General features: G+C 70.5%; 15 protein-coding genes and 1 pseudogene. 9 read left to right on the top strand and 7 right to left on the bottom strand.

Annotated features, from left to right (window positions below):
- Positions 1-2: 2 nt before the first annotated feature.
- Genes NQ151_RS15510 through NQ151_RS15490 form a run of 5 tightly spaced genes read right to left on the bottom strand, consistent with a single transcriptional unit; the run spans position 3 to position 6,457 of the window.
- On the bottom strand, positions 3-1,775 hold the full coding sequence (locus NQ151_RS15510) for a hypothetical protein (RefSeq protein WP_257528642.1): 1,773 nt from the start codon (positions 1,773-1,775) through the stop codon (positions 3-5).
- On the bottom strand, positions 1,772-3,376 hold the full coding sequence (locus NQ151_RS15505) for a glycosyltransferase (RefSeq protein ID WP_257528641.1): 1,605 nt from the start codon (positions 3,374-3,376) through the stop codon (positions 1,772-1,774). Before NQ151_RS15505 ends, NQ151_RS15510 begins: the two co-directional genes overlap by 4 nt.
- Positions 3,373-4,698: a polysaccharide biosynthesis protein gene (locus NQ151_RS15500; RefSeq protein WP_257528640.1), complete on the bottom strand. Its 1,326-nt coding sequence runs from the start codon at positions 4,696-4,698 to the stop codon at positions 3,373-3,375. The genes NQ151_RS15505 and NQ151_RS15500 overlap by 4 nt, the downstream gene beginning before the upstream one ends.
- The gene (locus NQ151_RS15495; RefSeq protein ID WP_257528639.1) at positions 4,695-5,639 is read right to left on the bottom strand and encodes a glycosyltransferase family 2 protein; all 945 of its coding nucleotides are present in this window, start codon (positions 5,637-5,639) and stop codon (positions 4,695-4,697) included. The genes NQ151_RS15500 and NQ151_RS15495 overlap by 4 nt, the downstream gene beginning before the upstream one ends.
- Positions 5,639-6,457, bottom strand: a complete 819-nt coding sequence (locus NQ151_RS15490) for a glycosyltransferase family 2 protein (RefSeq protein ID WP_257528638.1) — start codon at positions 6,455-6,457, stop codon at positions 5,639-5,641. Before NQ151_RS15490 ends, NQ151_RS15495 begins: the two co-directional genes overlap by 1 nt.
- Positions 6,458-7,126: 669 nt before the next feature.
- On the opposite strand from NQ151_RS15490, the gene NQ151_RS15485 reads away from it, so the two are divergent.
- On the top strand, positions 7,127-8,881 hold the full coding sequence (locus NQ151_RS15485) for a proline--tRNA ligase (RefSeq protein ID WP_257528637.1): 1,755 nt from the start codon (positions 7,127-7,129) through the stop codon (positions 8,879-8,881).
- 6 nt (positions 8,882-8,887) lie between these two features.
- Here the strand turns inward: NQ151_RS15485 and NQ151_RS15480 are convergent, their stop codons facing one another.
- Positions 8,888-9,709, bottom strand: coding sequence for a DUF1206 domain-containing protein (locus NQ151_RS15480; RefSeq protein ID WP_257528636.1), 822 nt, complete (start codon positions 9,707-9,709; stop codon positions 8,888-8,890).
- A 58-nt stretch (positions 9,710-9,767) separates the two neighbouring features.
- Between NQ151_RS15480 and NQ151_RS15475 the strand changes: the two genes are divergently transcribed.
- From NQ151_RS15475 to rbfA, 5 genes and pseudogenes are all read left to right on the top strand, one after another.
- Positions 9,768-11,624 carry a lipase family protein gene (locus NQ151_RS15475; protein WP_257509526.1) on the top strand — a complete coding sequence of 619 codons (1,857 nt, stop codon included), beginning with the start codon at positions 9,768-9,770 and terminating at the stop codon, positions 11,622-11,624.
- A gap of 101 nt (positions 11,625-11,725) precedes the next feature.
- Positions 11,726-12,715: a transcription termination factor NusA gene (gene nusA / locus NQ151_RS15470; protein ID WP_257509527.1), complete on the top strand. Its 990-nt coding sequence runs from the start codon at positions 11,726-11,728 to the stop codon at positions 12,713-12,715.
- 54 nt (positions 12,716-12,769) lie between these two features.
- Positions 12,770-13,021 (top strand): YlxR family protein, encoded by a 252-nt coding sequence (locus NQ151_RS15465; RefSeq protein ID WP_257528635.1) that lies wholly within the window; start codon positions 12,770-12,772, stop codon positions 13,019-13,021.
- A 93-nt stretch (positions 13,022-13,114) separates the two neighbouring features.
- A pseudogene (gene infB, locus NQ151_RS15460) lies at positions 13,115-15,902 on the top strand (translation initiation factor IF-2).
- A gap of 180 nt (positions 15,903-16,082) precedes the next feature.
- Positions 16,083-16,514 (top strand): 30S ribosome-binding factor RbfA, encoded by a 432-nt coding sequence (rbfA, locus tag NQ151_RS15455; RefSeq protein WP_257528634.1) that lies wholly within the window; start codon positions 16,083-16,085, stop codon positions 16,512-16,514.
- 44 nt (positions 16,515-16,558) lie between these two features.
- Here rbfA and NQ151_RS15450 read toward each other — a convergent pair whose 3' ends face one another.
- Positions 16,559-17,425, bottom strand: a complete 867-nt coding sequence (locus NQ151_RS15450) for an iron-sulfur binding domain-containing protein (RefSeq protein WP_257528633.1) — start codon at positions 17,423-17,425, stop codon at positions 16,559-16,561.
- Between the two features lie 94 nt (positions 17,426-17,519).
- On the opposite strand from NQ151_RS15450, the gene NQ151_RS15445 reads away from it, so the two are divergent.
- Genes NQ151_RS15445 through NQ151_RS15435 form a run of 3 tightly spaced genes read left to right on the top strand, consistent with a single transcriptional unit; the run spans position 17,520 to position 19,425 of the window.
- Positions 17,520-18,173, top strand: a complete 654-nt coding sequence (locus NQ151_RS15445) for a nucleoside/nucleotide kinase family protein (protein WP_257528632.1) — start codon at positions 17,520-17,522, stop codon at positions 18,171-18,173.
- Complete coding sequence (truB, locus tag NQ151_RS15440; protein ID WP_257510209.1) at positions 18,173-19,060, top strand: tRNA pseudouridine(55) synthase TruB; 888 nt, start codon at positions 18,173-18,175, stop codon at positions 19,058-19,060. The genes NQ151_RS15445 and truB overlap by 1 nt, the downstream gene beginning before the upstream one ends.
- Positions 19,057-19,425 (top strand): hypothetical protein, encoded by a 369-nt coding sequence (locus NQ151_RS15435; protein WP_257510208.1) that lies wholly within the window; start codon positions 19,057-19,059, stop codon positions 19,423-19,425. Before truB ends, NQ151_RS15435 begins: the two co-directional genes overlap by 4 nt.
- The last annotated feature ends 13 nt before the right edge of the window (positions 19,426-19,438 follow it).

The raw sequence follows: 19,438 nt of genomic DNA, 5'->3' as shown, positions 1-19,438 counted from the left end.
GGTCAGCCCTGCCTCGACGTGCCGAGATCCAGCCGGTACACCAGGGTGTCCTCGGATTCGTGGTCCAGCACCCAGCGGGGGTCGTCCTCGAGAATGCTCTCGAACCGGTCCAGCGCACCGTCGGGGAGCGTGCCGTAGTAGGTGCTGTAGTCGCGCATCTGCTGCGTGATCACGACCAGGGCCGGTCGCTGCTCCCACACCAGGCTGTCGGTCAGGCGCGTGACCCGCCGGGGGTCGGCGAACTGCTCGGTCTCCCACCCGGGCCACGACGTCAGCCACATGTCGATACCGGAGTCGAACAGTTCGTCGGCCTGCACGAAGTCGACGTACTCCGCCACGAGGCGGCCCGGCGCGCCGGGTGCGACACCGATGGTCAGCGTCGAGGGGTCCTCTTCCTGCAGGACCCGGGTGGTCAGCTGCACCGACTCCGGGGTGACGAGGTTGGCGAACCAGCCGCCGTAGTACGCCTGCATCGAGGTGAGGGCGGTGAGGGACGCGATGGCGGTGACGCCGATCTGCGCGGCGCGGCGTGCCCGGAGCACCTCACCGCGCAGCAGCCGGGTCAGCCCCGGGGCGAGGATCAGCATGCAGCCGGGGATCGAATACAGGAACACCCGGAACAGCGCCTCGCCGCCGTATCCCTGAGCCACCAGGATGAGAGCAGGTGAGAACGCCACGACGGCGGGCACGAGCGTGTTGCGCCACTGGTCGCGGTGCCGCAGCAGCCGCACCAGCGTGACGATGCCGGCCGAGATCCACACCAGCAGCGTGACGCCACGCGCGGCCCAGGAGTTCACGACCTGCCCGACGCTGGGGTTACCCAGCGTCTCGTTGCGTGCCGACGGCGTCATGATGTTGCTCAGGAAGTCGAAATTCAGCAGCCGCCCGAACTGACTGAGCACGTTCATGTGCAGCAGCATGTAGCCGATGGCGATCGCGGCGAAGACGACGATGAGGTACTTCGGCCGAACTCGGCCCAGCACGGTCAGCAGGAACACCGCGGCGAGCAGCCAATAGGGGGTGAGCTGGTGGGTCACCACGATCGCGGTGAAGATCGGGACCGCCACCCACGCGGCAGCTCTTGTGCGCACCGATGCCAGCACGAGCGCGACGACCACGATGGCCAACGCGAATCCGATCGCCTGCGGGGAGAGGTAGTCCTGGGCGACCCAGTTGACCGCGTGCGCGCAGAACGCCGCCACGAGCGCCGTCGCGGTGGACTGGCCGTAGGTGCGGGCCAGGAAGAACACCGCAGCGGCGACCGCCAGCTGCGAACCCACCGCGAACCACTGCGCGATGGCGAGCGTCTCGGTGCCGGTCACGGTGTTCAGCCAGGCGATGAACGAGAACGCCCCGGGCCAGTTGTGGTAGATGTCGATGTCCACATCGACCGCGCCGAAGCGCTGGATGTAGTCGATCGGACCGAAGTGCTTGTAGGTCCACGAGTACAGCGGAGCGTCGGTGGAGATGGCGGTGGGGAGCCTCATCATGAGGATCGTCGACACCAGCGCGATACCGGCGGTACGGGTCGCGCGCAGCGCGATGGCCAGGCAGAACGCGATCGTGGCGAGCACGACCGAAACCGGGAAGAGCGGGCTTGCCGCGGCGAGGAGCCCGAACAGGTTCCACGGCGCATCGCGCAGCGACGGCAGTGCCACCGCCCAGGCGACGGCGGCGAGCACGAGGATGATCGCCGGTGTCAGCCATCGGCGCGCGGGGAGGGCCTTGTCGGGTCGGGCGGGGGAGGCCTGAGTGCGTGCAGCGGTGATGGTCATGCCGTCCTCCTGATGGTGAAGGTCGCCACCGCGCCGAGGCAGGTGACGACGGCGAGGATGAGCAGCCACAACAAGGGGTTCCACAGCTGCGCATACACAATGGCGGTGGTCAGCAGCAGCATCACCGAGATCCCGATGGCGGGGATGACGATGGGTGCGAAGTTCGGTGGCAGCACCACCCACGCCCGCACCAGCGCGCCGGGTCCGATGAGGATGAACAGCGCCACGAACGCCAGCGAGAGTCCGGCCGGCAGCGGCAGCATCGCGAGCAGGCCGAAGACGCCGCCGATGGCAGCCAGCGTCGCCCAGCAGCGGCGTTCCATCGCCGGACCGCGCGATGGCGGACCGGCGAGGGTGCCTGCTTCCCGCTGTGCGCGCCGCTCGGCGAAGTAACTCGCCGGGCCGCCGAAGATGCTGCCCAGCTCGACCCGTCCCACTCGCTTGGACTCCTTCGACAGGGTCGAGGATGCCGGCGAGTCGTCCACCGTGGACATCGGCTTGTTCAGCAGTCGCGCGATGGCCCGCGGGGAGCGTGCCACCGCGGCGCCGAGCATGCGCGGATCCAGCGCGACGGTGGTCGCCCACGCGCCGAACCCCCGCCCGTAGCCCACGGCCTGTGCGGTGAGGGCTTCGAGGTCGGCCCGGTGGCGATGCCACACCAGGGCAGACGGTTCGACGACGATCGCCTGGCCGTCGTAGAGCACGCGCATGAACATGTCGAGGTCCTCCCCGCCCTTGGTGCGCGTGCCGGCACCCAGGGCAGTGTCGAAGCCGCCGAGGGCGACCATGTGGTCGCGGCGGATGGCGAAGTTCGCGCCGGTGCCGAATTCGCCGACGCAGAACGGGAACATCGGCAGGTCGGCGGGCGGGTCGCTCAGGCGGAAGACCCGCGAGGCGGTGAGCTTGGACCAGCTGACGCGGGCGTCGAAGTACGCCTGGACTTCGTTGCGCAGCTCGCCGGTGGGCACGACTCCGCTGACGCAGCCGACGTCGTCGGCTCGCGAGAAGCCGGACGCGATAGCCCACAGCCACTGCGGGTCGACGATCACGTCGTCGTCGGTGAACGCGACGATGCTCGCGGTGGCCGCGTGCAGCCCCGCGTTGCGGGCGTGGGAGAGTCCCGCGGCATCCTCCCGCACATAGCGGAACTCCGGGTACTCCGTCCGCAACAGGTCGTGCGTGTCGGTGGTGGCGGGGGCGTTGTCGACCACGACGACCTCGAACGACGGATAGTCGATCGCGCGGATCGCGTCCAGCGCCTCCCGCAGCAGGTCGGCACGGTCCCGGGTGCACACCACGACGCTCACGGGAGTGGGCGCGGGGCGGGCTGCCGGCGGTACCGGCGGCAGTGCGGCCACCGCGTCGCTGAGGGCCTCTGCATCCAGAGCGCCTGCGACGACGGGCAGGGTCACGTAACCGCGGACGGTACCGTGATCGCGCACCAGCAGGCGTGCCCGGTCGAACGCATCACCGGATGCCAGTGCGATCCGATCCGGCGTCGTGGCGATGTCGTCGGCCTCGATCAGGCCGACCCAGATCGCCTCGCGGCGATCGACGTCGCCGTGCAGCGGCATGGCCAGGGGGAGGGTAAGTGTCGTCATGCGGCAACACCTTTCGAGTCGAAGGCGCGTGCGGGAAGATCACGCACGCGGCGGAGTCCGACGGCGCCCACGGCGGCGAGCGCGCAGACCCCGCAGACCATGGCGAGTGCGGCTCCGAGGGCCCCCAGGGTGGGGACGAGCAGCAGCACGACGCCGAACAGGATGGATACGTAGAGCAGGTTGCTCCACAGGACCGGACGCACCCGGTGCCGCGCGCGGGAGAGCGCGGACCAGATGTCGTAGCCGGGACGGATGAGGCTCGCCAGTGCCAGGGCGCCCACGACGGCCATGCCGTACAGGGGCGAGTAGTCCTGGCCGGCGATGAGGAACAGCACCGGGGTGGCGACCGTGGCGGCGACACCGAGCGCACCGACCACCAGGAACACCGTGCGCGTGTAGGCGCCGGCGAGCCCGGCACTCGGGTCGAAGTCGGCAGCGGCGCTCTTGGCCAGCGCGGTGGCGACGCTGACGCCCACCAGGTCCAGCGCGACGCTGAACTGGTAGGCGATGGCGAATACCGCGCCCTCCGCGGGGGAGGACAGCGCGGTCACGATGAACGACAGCGACAGGCCGGCGCACATCACCACGCCCACCGCGACGGCGTTCTGCACTGTGAACAGGCCGAACGCGCGGGCCGTCGGGGCATCCCAGGTGCGGGTGCTGGGTCGCAGCGCCTGTTCCCGGCGCAGCGCCCGGGGCACCAGCGCGAACGCGCCGACGGCGATGGCCATGGCGGCGGGGACGATCGTCGCGGTCACCAGCGGGTGCGGCATGCCGGGCACGGCAAGCGCCAGCAGCGCCAGCAGGGCGAGCTTGACGAGGTTCGCCGAACCGTTGACGATCAGCGTGCCGCGGGCGTCGGCGGCGCCGGCCAGCGCCTGGGTCTGCACGTTGAACAGCGCCCACGCGACAGTGCACACCATCACACCGACGACGGTGACCACGCCCGGCAGCCCGGGGCGCAGCACGACGGCGACCAGCCCGCCCGCCGCCAGGCCCGCCGCCGCGCCGAGCGCCGCCGTCACCGCGTAGGCGCGACGCAGCACCGACCACGCGGCCGGGCCGCCCATCGGCAGCATGACCACCAGTGCGCTGCCGGGACCATTGGATGCCAGTGCAGCGGCGGCCATGATGATCGACAGTGCCGAGGCCTCCAGGCCCAACTGCGTCTGCGGGATCCACACCGCGGCGAGCATCCAGAAGACGAACCCCGACAGTGAGGTGACGGCATACCCCGACGACAGCCACAGCGAGTCGCGCGTGATGCGTCGCCCCACCGCGGCGGTGTGGTCGGATACAGCGCTGCGGGGGGCCGCAGTCATACAGCCGCCTTCTGGGTCAGCGACCCGCGGGTGCCGCCGGTGCGCACCTGGGCGAACCGGCCTCGTACGTAGCCGGCGCCGGCCAGGCCCAGCGAGAGCAGGATCGCCGTGACGGCGACGAGACCCTGCGGTCCGCGGCGCAGTTCCCGCCACACCGCGGCGGGGAGCACTCTGGTGGCGTAGGCGGACTCGGCCGACAGGGCGTCCTGGCGGCCGACCGTGCGGGCGATGCCCGCCTTGGAAAGCCCCTCACACCAGCTGCGGTGCGCGACGTAGGCCATGCGCACGCGATCGGCGCTGACGTGGTGACGCACGCGGGCCGACGGCTCATAGTGCACGACGTGGGCCGGGTCGACCTGGCGCAGCTTGATGCACACTTCGGTCTCCTCGCATCCGATCGGGAGCTTCCCGACGCGACCGGTGTCGGCGTTGAACCCGCCGATGGCCAGCAGCGGTTCCCGGCGGAAGGCCATCGAGCACCCCATCACGTTGCGCACCGGACCGGGTTCGGTGGGAAGGCCGCGATAGCTGCATCCGACGATCCACAGCAGTTCGTCGGGCAGCACGGCAGGCGCTTCGCCCGGCCAGATGGGCACGGCGCTGCCGCCCACGGCGACCACCGACGGGTCGGTGAAGCCGCCGATCAGCGTGTCGAGCCAGCCGGGGTCGGCGACCGCGTCGTCGTCCAGGAAGGCGACGATGTCACCGACGGCGACGCGCAGCGCAGTGTTTCGGCCGGAGGACAGGCCACGCGGGCCCTCGTTGGCCATCACGCGAGCCTCGGGCCACCGGGCGAGGGCGCGCTCGAGCAACTCGTCGTTGTGGTCGACGACGAGGATCGTTTCGTCTGCGCTGCCCTGGGCGGACACCGAGGCCATGGCCAGCGCGAGCTGATCCCAGCGGTCGAGTGTGTAGGCGCAGATTACGACACTGACCGTCATCACCGGCCGATCGACTCCACGCGCTCCTCGGCGCGCAGCGGCGCGGGTGCCGCTGCGGCGGCGATGAGGCCTGCGCCTCGCTTTGATCCCCACCGCTTGGCACGCTCGTCGAGCACGGTGCGCAGCACCCGCAGCCCGTCGGTGATGGCGTTGAGGTTGCTCTCGCCGTGGATGCGGGGCAGCTCGACGCTCGGCACCTCGACCACGCGAAGCCGGTTCTCCGCCATGCGGCAGGTCAGCAGCGTCTCGATTTCGAAGCCGTCGCCCCACACCATCTGCCCCTCGGCGCCGGGGATGTTCGCGGCGGGGAGCTGGAGGCCGGGGAGGATGCGGCGCCAGAAGGCGTTGTAGCCGTAGCAGAGGTCGGAGTGACGGGTGCCGAGCAGGATGTTCGTCAGCAGGTTCAGGCCGCGGTTGCCGAGGTTCCGGTGGAAGGTGATGTCCTCGCTCGCGCCACCGGCCATGTAGCGGCTGCCCTTGCTGACATCGGCGCCGCGCAGGAGCGCGTCGACGAAGCGGGGGATCTCGTCGGCGTCGGCCGAGCCGTCGGCGTCGAACATGACGATGATGTCGCCGGTGGCGTGCTCGAACCCGCACACCAGCGCGTTGCCCTTGCCCTTGCGGGTCTGGGTGATGACCTCGACGCCCGGGCGGACGCGGCGGGCGACATCGGCGGTGCCGTCGACGGAGTGGCCGTCGACGACGATGATCTCGTGGACGTCGGGAAGCAGCGGCAGCACGATCTCCAGGTTCCTCGCCTCGTTTCGGGCGGGAACGATGATCGATACGCGGGGCGCGGGGTGCTGGGGTGAAGTCACAGTGAGTCGCCTTTTCCTTTGGGGGAGCACAAACGGATGGGGGTTGTCGGTGATGGCACGGACACGGGGCTGGTTTGCGCGTGTTGCGCGTCTCGGCGCCGGCGGTGTCGTGTCTCTTATGGAGACCCCCGGCGGCGCTCTGATAGTCCGCTGTCGATGGTTCGAGCGTTCCGGCCGGGTGTTACATCCGTGTGAACGCTACCGATGAGTCGCGTAACGGAAGGGCCGAAACCTGTCCCCTCTTCGGTGGACAGAGCCGTTTTTTCGCGGTTTTTCGTCCCCCTTTCGGGGGACAGCGGCCCACTTCCGGCGCGTCACGTCCCCCATTCGGTGGACAATCAGGAAAACCGGTCCACAATGGAATCAAGCGGCTGTCTGGGAGGACAGGGACCCCCGGAGATCGACCGGGGAAGCCCCGTTGGCCGAGGGAGGCCTGGCACATGCGAAAGACACCGAAGGTGACGGCGTTGCCGACCGATATGTGCGCGTGCGGTCACCTCCGCGAAGCACACGAGCATTACCGTCGCGGCACCGAATGCGCCATCTGTGACGTGCAGTCGTGCTCGTCCTTCACCGTGGTCACCGTGCCGGAGTACTCGCGCACGCGCTGACCCGGTTCCCGCGCGTGACGGCCACGCCGGGGGCGTGGCATCCGTAGACTGACTCCTCGTGGTCACCCGTCTGTCGCACTTCTTCCTCCGTACCCTCCGTGAAGACCCCGCCGATGCGGAGGTCACGAGCCATCGGCTGCTCGTGCGCGCCGGCTACATCCGCCGCCAGGCGCCGGGCGTGTTCGCCTGGTTGCCGCTGGGGTTGCGGGTCAAGGGCAAGATCGAGCAGATCGTGCGCGAAGAGATGGCCGCAGCCGGCGCTTACGAGGTGCACTTCCCGGCGCTGCTGCCGCGTGAGCCCTACGAGGTCACCGGCCGGTGGGAGGAGTACGGCGATGCGCTGTTCCGCCTGCAGGACCGCAAGGGTGCCGACTACCTGCTGGCCCCCACCCACGAAGAGGTCTTCACGCTGCTGGTGAAGGACCTGTACTCGTCGTACAAGGACCTGCCGCTGACGATCTATCAGATCCAGGACAAGTACCGCGACGAGGCGCGCCCCCGTGCCGGGCTCCTGCGCGGACGCGAATTCACGATGAAGGACGCCTACTCCTTCGACTACACCGACGCGGGACTGGATGCCTCCTACGAGGCGCAGCGCGACGCGTACGAGCGCATCTTCCAGCGGCTGGGCCTGGAGTACGTCATCGTGCAGGCGGATGCCGGCGCGATGGGCGGCTCCCGCTCCGAGGAGTTCCTGCACCCCACCCCGGTGGGCGAGGACACGTTCGTGCGCTCCGCGGGTGGCTACGCCGCGAACGTCGAGGCCTTCACAACGGTCGTCCCGGAGTCCATCCCGTTCGACGGTCTGCCGCAGCCGGTGATCTTCGACTCGCCGGACACTCCCACGATCGACACGCTCGTGACGCACTGCAACGCACAGCTGCCCGGCGACTACACCGCAGCGGACACGCTGAAGAATGTGGTGCTGGCGCTGCGCCACCTCGACGGCACGCGGGAACTGGTCGTCATCGGCCTCCCAGGCGACCGCGATATCGACGACAAGCGGGTCGAGGTCGCCTTCGCCCCCGCCGAGGTGGAGCAGGCGACCGAGGCGGACTTCGCCGGCCAGCCGCTGCTGGTGAAGGGCTACATCGGACCGTGGTCCGAGAAGGGCCCGATCCTCGGCGAGGAGTCGGCCACCGGCATCCGCTATCTGCTGGATCCCCGTGTGGTGGACGGCACGTCGTGGATCACCGGCGCGAACATCGACCAGAAACACGTGCACTCGCTTGTGGCGGGACGCGACTTCACCGCCGATGGGTTCATCGAGATCGCCACCGTGCGCGCGGGCGACCCCGCCCCCGACGGCTCCGGCCCGGTGGAGCTCGCGCGCGGCATGGAGATCGGTCACGTCTTCCAGCTCGGCCGTAAGTACGCCGACGCCCTGGGGCTGAAGGTGCTCGACGAGAACGGCAAGCTCGTCACCGTCACGATGGGCTCCTACGGCATCGGCATCACGCGCATCCTCGCGATCATCGCCGAGCTCAACAACGACGACAAGGGCCTGATCTGGCCGGCGTCGGTCGCGCCCTTCGACGTGCACGTGGTGGCCACCGGTCGGGATGCTCTCGCGTTCGAGCTGGCCGAGAAGCTCTCCGCCGACCTGGATGCCGCGGGGCTGGACGTGCTCTTCGACGATCGGCCGAAGGTGTCGCCGGGAGTGAAGTTCGGCGACGCCGAGCTGGTCGGCGTGCCGCAGATCGTCATCGTGGGCCGCGGCGCCGCCGACGGTCAGGTGGAGCTGTGGGACCGACGCACCGGCGAGCGCGATGTGGTCGCCGCGACGGAGGTCGTCGCCCGACTCACTCGCTGAGCCGGATCACAGGGCCGCGTAGCGCGCGCGGAATCCGCAGAACACGCCGTACGCGATGAACCCGATGCCCACCGCGCCCACCGCGGCGGTGCCCAGCGGCATGCCCAGCAGTGCCTGCAGGGCGCCGTCGAGACCGCCGGCCGCCGAGGCGTCCGCCGTGGTGGCGGCTACGAGCAGCAGGATGCCGATGATCACCAGGGCGATGCCCTTGGCGATGAACCCGGCCACCCCCAGCGTCGTCACGGCGTTGCCGAGGCGGGTGTCGGGGATGTCCATCTTGTTGTGGAAGCTGTGCCGCACCCCCATCACCACGAAGACGATGCCGCCGATGCCGACCCCGAGTCCCACGAGCCCCAGCACGTAGGGCCCGCCGGGGATCGTCAGCACGCCGCGGCTGGCGTCCTCGGCGGCGGCCTCGGCATCGGGTCTGGCACCCAGCGCGACGGCTGCCGCGATGATCCCCAGCGCAAGGAACACCACCGCCTGCCCCCACTCCGACACGCGCACCCCCCACTTCTTGGCGAGTCCCTTCGCATCACCCCGCGGGTCGCGCACGATCACGCCTTCGGCCAGATGCCAGGTGGCCAGCGCCCACAGTGCGATCGCCAGCACCCACAGGGCGGCAAAGCCCAGCGGTGCGCCTCCGATGGCCTTGAAGGCGCCGGTCTGGTCGCCGTCGCCGTCGCCGCCGAACGCGATGATCAGCGCGATGACGCCGATGAGCGCATGCACGATGCCGTTGGCGGCGTACCCGGCGCGCGCGCCGATCCGTGTCGCGGGGTGGTGCGCGATCTCGCGGGCGGCGCGCTTGGGTGCAGCTTCGGTCACCGCCACAGCCTAGGGCTCACGCAGGGTTTGCCGAGGCGGCCGCCGGTACGATTCCCGGGTGAACAGCCAAGGTCGCGGATTCAAGGCCCGGTGGGCCTCGCTGCCGCGACTCATCGGGCGGGCGCCCGCCCCGGTGCTGCTGGTCGTGGGTCTCATCGTCGTGGCGCTGGGCCTGCTCATCGTGTTCCGCCCGCTCACGTCGCTGCTGCTGCTGGCGGTGTACATCGGGGCCAGCGCGATCGTCGCCGGCGCCGTGGAGCTGCTCTCGCCGCATCGCTCCAGCTGGTGGAACCGGGCGTTCGGCGTGGTGTGGATCGTCGGCGGGCTCGCGGTGGCCATCTGGTTCGGTCCCCGGCTCGATCTGCTCCCTGCAGCCCTCGCGGTGCTGCTGATGGTCGCCGGTGTCGCCTCGGTCGGCGACGCGCTGCGAAAGGGCACGGTCAGCCAGCGCGTGCTGGATTTGACCTGGGGCGGGGCGCAGATCGTCTTCGGCGTGCTGGCGCTGACCTGGCCGGACGTCAGCGTGCTCGTTGTGGCGGTGCTCTTCGGTGCGCGCACGGTCGTCTTCGGGGCGCAGCTGATCGCGCGCGGCGTGCGCGCGATCGTGGCGGACGGGCGTGCGGATGCCGCGCCGGAACGGCCTGCGCCCAGCCGCCGCCGACGCGCCTGGGCGGCCGCGGGCCGCTACGCCGTCGCGCTGCTGCTGGTGGCGACGGCCGCCGGCGGGTCCTGGCTCAACTCCTGGCTGGCCGACGGCGCGCCCGTCATCGACGCGTTCTACGAGCCGCCCGCTGAGCTGCCCGACGGCCACGGCCGGCTGATCCGCTCCGACGACTACATGGGCGCCGCCCCCGCCGGGGCCAGCGTGCGGCGCATGCTCTACACGACCCGCTCCGCCCTCGGCGACCCCGCGGTGGGCAGTGCCCTGGTGATCATTCCGAATGAGCCGTCCGACGAGCCCCGACCCGTCGTCATCTGGAACCACGGCACCACCGGCGTCGCCCGTGGGTGCGCACCGAGCCTGGCCGGAGGGACGGCGACGCGGTGGGCGATCCCCGATGTCGACCGTGCCGTCGCCAACGGCTGGGTCGTGGTCGCCCCCGATTACAGCGGGCAGGGGGCGCCGGGGGACTTCCCGTATCTGATCGGTCGGGGCGAGGCCCGCTCCGCGCTGGACGCGGTGCTGGCCGCGGGTGAGTTCGATGATCTGGTGTTGTCTCCGCGCACCCTCGTGTGGGGGCATTCGCAGGGTGGGCACGCGGCGCTGTGGACCACGCAGATCGCGCCGGAGTACACCCCGGGAATAGACGTGCGGGGGACGGCGTTGCTCGCCCCGGCGGCCGACCCGCTTGCGCTGGCCGAGGAGCTCGCCCGGCCCGGGGCGGGGGCGCTGCTGACGGTGATGGTCTCGTGGGTGCTGGTGCCGTACGCGGAGACGTACGCCGATGTGAAGCTGGAGGATTACGTCGCCTCCGGTGCCCGCCAGGTGGTCCGTGAAATGGCGCAGCGGTGTCTGAGCGAACCGGGTGTCGTCGTATCAGCGCTGACCGCGCTGGGCCTGTCCGAGGACGACCCGATCGACGTGGCGGACCTCACGACCGGGGCGCTGGGCAAGCGGCTCGCCGAGAACGTCCCGGAGGGACCATGGGGGACGCCGATCTTCGTGGGCTGGGGCTCTGACGACGAGGTGCTGCCCACGGTGCTGCAGCGCCAGCTGGTGACCCGGCTGTGCGGCAGCGGGGAGCGTGTGTTCCGCTGGGTGGTGCCCGGCGGGCATCACCAGGACATCCTGCAGCCGCGGTCACACGCTCTGCCGTTGATGCTGCAGTGGAGCGAGACCGTGATGGATGCCGAGATCGACACCGAGGCGCAGGCTCTGCGCGCCGACCGTGTGCTCGACTCCTGCCCGAGGTGAACGCGGGCCGCTCCCAGGGTCTGGACACACGGCATCCGGTAAGGTATTGGGGATGCGGCTGCGCTTCTGCGCGCCGCGACAAGCTGAATAGGGAGGACACCGTGGACATCGATCTCGGACTGTTGAAGACGATCGAGCGCGAGAAGGAGATCCCGTTCGATGAGCTCGTGCGCATCATCGAGCAGGCGATCCTCACCGCCTACGGAAAGCACACCTCCGCGACCGACGAGGTGCCGGCAGGCACGCGGGTCGAGCTGGACCGCAAGACCGGTCATGTCGCCATCTACGTGCCGCTGATCGACGACGAGGGTGCCGTGGTCGGCGAGGAGGAGACGACGCCCGAGGACTTCGGCCGTATCGGCGCCTTCGCCGCCAAGCAGGTCATCAGCCAGCGCCTGCGCGACATCGCCGACGAAGCCGTGCTGGGAGAGTTCCGCGGCAAGGAGGGCGACATCGTCGCCGGCATCGTGCAGCAGGGCCCCAACCCCCGCATGGTGCACGTCGACCTCGGCACGGTCGAGGCGATCCTGCCCCCGGAGGAGCAGGTGGCGGGGGAGACCTACCCGCACGGCTCTCGCCTGCGCGTCTACGTCACGAGCGTGTCGAAGGGCCTGAAGGGCCCCCAGATCACCGTTTCGCGCACCCACCCCGGCCTGGTGCGCAAGCTCTTCGCCCTCGAGGTGCCCGAGATCGCCTCCGGTCTCGTGGAGATCGTCTCGCTGGCGCGCGAAGCCGGCCACCGCACCAAGGTCGCCGTCTCCACCACCGACCCGTCGATCAACGCCAAGGGTGCCTGCATCGGCGAACTGGGACGCCGCGTGCGCGCGGTGACCGAGGAGCTCGGCGGCGAGAAGATCGATATCGTCGACTACCACCCGGAGCTGGCCGCGTTCGTCGCGAACGCCCTCTCGCCGGCGAAGGTCACGTCGAGCTTCATCCTCGACGCGTCCACGAAGGCCGTGCGCGCCCTCGTCCCCGACTACCAGCTGTCGCTGGCGATCGGCAAGGAGGGTCAGAACGCCCGTCTGGCCGCCAAGCTCACCGGCGCGAAGATCGACATCCAGCCCGACAGCATCCTCGAGGAGAGCTGATCCCTCCGGTTCACCGGAGGGGTGGCATCCGCTGCGGATCCAGGAGGGGGTAGGATGGAACCCGTTCGAACGTGCGTGGGGTGCCGCGCACGTGCCCCCCGGGCCACGCTCACCAGAGTCGTGGCCTTCGATACGCAGCTCGTCCTCGACGAGAGCGCATCGATGCCGGGACGGGGTGCGTGGGTGCACGCCACGCGTGAATGCGTGGATGCCGCCATCAGGCGCCGTGCCTTCGGACGAGCATTGCGTGTGTCAGGTTCGCTTGACACGCAGACCCTTCAGAACCACTTCCAGCGAAACGGCTGAACGGCTATGGACTCAAAGTGAACGGCTCGAAATGAGACCCGTCCGCAACTAGCGGTCTGCCCTGTCTGGGGCAGGCCTTCAGACAGGAGAATTGTGGCAAAACCACGCGTGCACGAGATCGCTTCCGAGCTCGGCGTCGACAGCAAGGTCGCGCTTGCGAAGCTGAAGGAGCTCGGCGAATTCGTCAAGAGCCCTTCCTCGACCATTGAGCCCCCGGTGGCTCGCAAGCTCCGTCAGGCCCTGCAGGCCGACGGTGCCAAGCCCGCCGCCGGCGCACCCGCCCCCGGCGCATCCGCGCGTCCTGCCGGCCGTCCCGGCCCGGCTCGTCCGGCAGCGCCCGCCGCACCGGCCCCCGCCGCCCCGGCAGCAGCTCCGGCGCCCGCACCGGCACCGGCAGCCCCCGCGGCTCCGGCAGCGCCTGGCGGCACCCGCCGCGGAGCCTGCCGCTCCCGCGGCACCCGCCGCCGCAACGCCGGCTCCGGCCCAGCCCGAGACCGCCAAGCCCGCTGAGGGTGGCGCCGCAGCCGGCGCGCCCACCCCGGGTGCTCCGCGTCCCGGTGGTGCTCCGCGCCCCGGCAACAACCCCTTCGCTTCCGCGCAGGGCATGGGTCAGCGCCCCGCAGGTCCCCGTCCGGGCAACAACCCGTTCGCATCGACTCAGGGCATGGGCCAGCGGCCCAGCCCGGGCAACATCCCCCGTCCGCAGGCACCGCGTCCCGGCGCACCCCGTCCGGGCGCACCGCGTCCCGGTGGCGCCGGTCGCCCCGGTGGCGGCGGTCGTCCCGGCGCTCCGTTCCAGCAGCGTCCCGGCGGTCCCGGCCGTCCCGGTGGTGCTACCGGCGGTCCCGGTCGTCCCGGTGGCGGTCCCCCCGCAGGTGGTTTCGCCGGTCGTCCCGGTGGCGGCGGTGGCCGTGGTCGTGGACCCGGCGGTGGCACCGCAGGTGCCTTCGGTAAGGGTGGCGGCAAGTCCAAGCAGCGCAAGTCGCGTCGGGCGAAGCGGCAGGAATTCGAAATGCGGTCGGCGCCGGTCGTCGGCGGCATCAACGTCTCGCGCGGTAACGGCGAGATCATCCGCATGCGCCGCGGCGCATCGATCGCCGACTTCGCCGACAAGATCGAGGCCATCACCGGTTACACGGTGCAGCCCGGCACGCTCGTGACGATCCTGTTCAACCTCGGCGAGATGGCCACGGCCACCGAGTCGCTGGATGAGGCGACGTTCGAGGTGCTCGGTGCCGAGCTCGGCTACAAGATCCAGATGGTCTCGCCCGAGGATGAGGACAAGGAGCTCCTCGAGGGCTTCGGTCTGGACCTCGAGGCGGAGCTGGAAGCCGAGAGCGAAGACGACCTCGAGATCCGTCCGCCCGTCGTGACCGTCATGGGTCACGTCGACCACGGTAAGACGCGACTGCTCGACGCGATCCGTCAGACCAACGTGGTCGCCGGTGAAGCCGGTGGCATCACGCAGCACATCGGTGCCTACCAGGTGTGGACTGAGCACGAGGGCATCGAACGGGCCATCACCTTCATCGACACCCCCGGTCACGAGGCGTTCACCGCCATGCGTGCCCGAGGTGCGCAGGTCACCGACCTCGCGATCCTCGTGGTCGCCGCCGATGACGGCATCATGCCGCAGACGGTGGAGGCGCTGAACCACGCGCAGGCGGCCGGCGTGCCGATCGTCGTCGCGGTCAACAAGGTGGACAAGCCCGACGCCAACCCGGGCAAGGTGCGCCAGCAGCTGACCGAGTACGGCCTGGTCGCCGAGGAGTATGGCGGCGACGTCATGTTCGTCGACGTGTCGGCTCGTGAGGGCACCAACATCCAGGCTCTCCTGGATGCGGTCCTGCTGACCGCCGACGCCGGGCTGGACCTCACGGCCAACCCGAACAAGGCTGCTCGTGGTGTCGCGATCGAAGCGAAGCTCGACAAGGGCCGCGGTTCCATCGCCACCGTGCTGATCCAGTCCGGAACGCTGCGCATCGGTGACGCGATCGTCGCCGGCACGGCATACGGCCGTGTCCGTGCGATGGTCGACGAGAACGGCGACGCGGTCGAAGAGGCTTACCCCTCGCGTCCCGTGCAGGTGCAGGGTCTGAACTCCGTGCCCCGAGCCGGTGACACGTTCATCGTCACCGAGGAGGATCGCCTCGCCCGTCAGATCGCTGAGAAGCGTGAAGCGGCCGAGCGCAACGCCCAGCTGGCCAAGGCCCGCAAGCGCATCTCGCTCGAGGACTTCACCCGTGCTCTCCAGGAGGGCAAGGTCGAGTCGCTCAACCTCATCATCAAGGGTGACGTCTCCGGTGCCGTTGAGGCGCTGGAGGAGTCGCTGCTGAAGATCGAGGTCGACGAATCAGTGCAGCTGCGGATCATCCACCGCGGTGTGGGTGCCGTGACCGAGTCCGACGTGAACCTCGCGACGATCGACAACGCGATCGTCATCGGGTTCAACGTCCGCCCCGACGCCAAGGCGCGTGAGCGTGCTCAGCGTGAGGGTGTGGACATCCGGTTCTACTCGGTCATCTACAACGCGATCGACGATGTCGAGCAGTCGCTCAAGGGCCTGCTCAAGCCGGAGTACGAAGAGGTCCGGTCGGGCGTCGCCGAGATCCGCGAGGTGTTCCGCTCCTCCAAGTTCGGCAACATCGCCGGTGTCATCGTCCGCTCCGGCACGATCACCCGCAACGCCAAGGCGCGAGTCATTCGCGACGGCGTTGTCATCGCGGACGGCCTGGCGATCGAATCGCTGCGTCGCTTCAAGGATGACGTCACCGAGGTGCGTACGGACTACGAAGCCGGTATCGGCCTCGGCAAGTTCAACGACATCCAGATCGGTGACGAGATCGAAACCACCGAGATGGTCGAGAAGCCGCGAGGCTGATCGATCGGCGGGGGGGCCGGCCGGCGGCCCCCCCCTGCCCCACCACGGGGGGGAACCAGTGGTAAGAGGCGGAGGGGTGCGGTCCGCCAACCCCCCGTGCGGGGCTCGAGCCGGCGGGGCTGATCGATCGGCGGGGGGCGCCGACCGGCGCCCCCCGCTTCCACCTCCAGGGAGAGAACCATGTCTTCAGAGCGTCAGGCCAGACTGGCCGATCGCATCCGCGTGCTCATCGCGGAGCGGCTCGAAAAGGGTCTTCGCGACCCCCGTTTGGGCTTCACGACGATCACCGACGTGAAAGTCACCGGTGACCTGCAGCACGCCTCCGTCTTCTACACGGTGCTGGGCACCGAGAAGGAGCGCAACGACTCGGCCGAGGCCCTCAAGGCCGCGACCGGGATGCTGCGCAGCGAAGTGGGCCGCCAGCTCAGCATCCGGCTCACCCCGACCCTCGAGTTCATCCCCGACGCGATCCCCGAGAACGCCGGGCACATCGAGGATCTGCTGCGCGAAGCGCGCGAGCGCGACGCCGCCGTGGCGGGGCTCGCGACCGGCGCCGTGTACGCCGGCGAGCCCGACCCCTACGTCAAGCCCCGCACCGAAGACGCCGAGTGAGTATTCCCGCTCGCGAGTGAGTATTCACGTCGTCGAGTGAGTATTCAGCGGGGGAGCGCGAGCATCCCGCCGGATGCCTCGGCGAGGCCGTCCGCGATGAGCGAGTCGATCGCACGGTCCCGCTGCCGCTGATCCGGCCAGTTCGCGATCACCGCGTCGAGGGCGACCGCGTGCGCGTCGGCATCCCGCAGCACCCGCAGCACCGCACCCCGCGCCTGCCGGTCGCTGCCTTCGTAGCGTGCCTGCCGGCGGCGCTCGTCGCCGGTGTCCGGGTACCCGGCCGCGCGCCACGCGCACACCCGGGCGAGCGGGCACACCTCACACCGGGGCGACCGGGCTGTGCAGACCACCGCCCCCAGCTCCATCGTCGCGGCGTTGACGGCCGCCGCCTCCGCATCGTCGGCCGGCAGCACCGCCGCCATCGCCGCCAGGTCCCGCTTGGCGGGGGAGCCCGGCTGCGATCGGCCGTCGACGGCGCGGGCGAGCACTCGGCGTGTGTTGGTGTCGACGACAGGATGCCGGTGACCGTACGCGAATGCGGCCACGGCGCGTGCCGTGTAGTCGCCGATCCCGGTCAATGCCAGCAACTGGTCGACATCCGACGGCACCTGCCCGTCGTGCCGGTCGCGGATCTGGACCGCCGCGCGGTGCAGCCACAGCGCCCGCCGCGGATACCCGAGGTTCGCCCACTGCCGCACCGCCTCTGCCGGGGCATCCCCGGCGAGATCCGCCGGCGTCGGCCACCGCTCCAGCCACGCGGTCAGGTGCGGCACCACTCGGGCGACCGGCGTCTGCTGCAGCATGAACTCGCTGACCAGCACGCCCCACGCCCCGAACCCGGGGCGGCGCCACGGCAGGTCCCGCGCGTTGTCCCGGTACCACGCGATGAGCGGGGTGGCGATGTCGGGCACCGGATCAGCCTACGTGGCGGCCAGGCGCCCAGGCGCCCGGGCGGCGAGGGCACCTGCGCCCGGCCGCACACCGCACGCGTCGTAGGCTGGAGGGATGCCGCAGCCCACCGCCCCCGCCCTGTGGCGTGACCTGCGCGACGAGGTGCGCCAGCACCTGCCGCGCGGACGCGTGATCATCGCCGTCGACGGGATCGACGGCGCAGGCAAGACCTGGTTCGCCGATGGCCTGGCGACCGCGTTCACCGGACCCGTGCTGCGCGCCTCCGTCGACGGCTTCCACCGCCCGCGCGCCGAGCGCTACGCCCTCGGGCGCACCTCGCCCGAGGGTTTCTACCGCGACTCCTACGACTACGACACGTTCCGCCGCACCCTGATCGACCCCTTCCGCGCCGGAGCACCATTGCGCACCGCGGTGTGGGACGTCGACCGCGACGAGCCCGTCGACGTGCCGCCGCAGACCGCGCCGGAAGATGCCGTCCTCATCGTCGACGGCATCTTCCTGCACCGCCCGGAACTGCGGGGACTGTGGAACTGGTCGCTCTGGCTGGACGTCCCCGTCGACGTCGCGTTCGCGCGGATGGCCGAGCGCGACGGCACTGACCCCGACCCGTCGGCGGCGTCGAACCGGCGTTACCGCCAGGGCCAGGAGCTGTACCTGCGCGAAGCGGACCCGCGCCAGGCGGCATCCGCCATCATCGACAACACCGACTGGGACCACCCGCAGCGCACGTACCGGGACTTCTGCTGATGGCCGGCATCCTGCTGGTGGACAAACCCGGCGGCATCACGAGCCACGACGTCGTCTCCCGCGCCCGCAAGGCGCTGGGCACCCGCAAGATCGGGCACGCCGGCACGCTCGACCCGATGGCGACGGGCCTGCTCGTGCTCGGAGTGGACAGCGCGACCAGGCTGCTGACCTACATGGTCGGGCTCGACAAGACCTACGAGGCGACGATCCGCCTGGGCGTCGCCACCGATTCCGACGACGCCGACGGCGCGGTGACGGCGACGGCGGATGCCGCGGCGATCGCGGCCGTCGCGCCGGAGGCGATCGCCCGCGGCATCGCCGAGCTCACCGGCGACATCTCCCAGGTGCCCAGCCGCGTGTCGGCGATCAAAGTCAACGGCAAGCGCGCGTATGACCTCGTGCGTGCCGGGGAGGACGTGCAGCTTGCCTCGCGCGCCGTCACGGTGTCGCGTTTCGACGTCGTCACGACCCGACGCAGCGAGACCGCGATCGACCTGGACGTCGTCGTCGATTGCACCAGCGGCACCTACATCCGCGCCCTGGCCCGCGACCTCGGCGGCGCACTCGGGGTCGGTGGGCACCTCACTGCACTGCGTCGCACCCGCATCGGACCGTTTTCGGTGACCGATGCCGTCGCGATCGACGACATCGACGCGTCGCGGCTGGTGCCGCAGGCGCAGGCCGCCGCCGGCGTGCTGGGCACCTTCCCGGTCACCGCCGATGAGGCACGGGATCTGCGCCAGGGCAAGCGCCTGACTGGTGCCGCTGAACGGCTGCACGGGCCGCACATGGCCGCGATCGACCCCGACGGCCGCCTGGTCGGCGTGGTGGAGCGCCGCGGCGCGGATGTGAAGAGCGCCATGAACATCCCCGAGGATGCCGCATGATCCTGTGGTTCGCGTACGTGCAGGTCGCCGTCGCCACTGTCGCCGGGCTGTTGTGCCTCACGCTGGGACTGGCAGGACGCCGCCCCAGCGACCTCACGGTGGGCGGGCTGGCGCTGGTGGAGCTGCTGCTGCTGGCGCAGGTGGTCATCGGCATCGTCGCGCCCCTGGCGGGCAACCCGCCGTCGGGCAGCCTGCTGGAATTCTGGGTCTACCTCGTCTCGGCGGTGCTGCTGCCGCCGGCCGCGGTGGCGTGGGCGCTCATCGAGCGCAGCCGCTGGAGCACCGTGATCATGGGGGTGGCGGCGCTGTCGGTGGCCGTCATGGTGTGGCGGATGCAGGTCATCTGGACGGTTCAGGTCGCGTGAGCCGCCCGCCGGC

The sequence above is a fragment of the Microbacterium sp. zg-YB36 genome (assembly GCF_024623575.2).
Lineage (GTDB): Bacteria > Actinomycetota > Actinomycetes > Actinomycetales > Microbacteriaceae > Microbacterium.
Note: the sequence above shows the minus strand (reverse complement) of the source record. Positions and strands in the feature narration are given on the sequence as shown.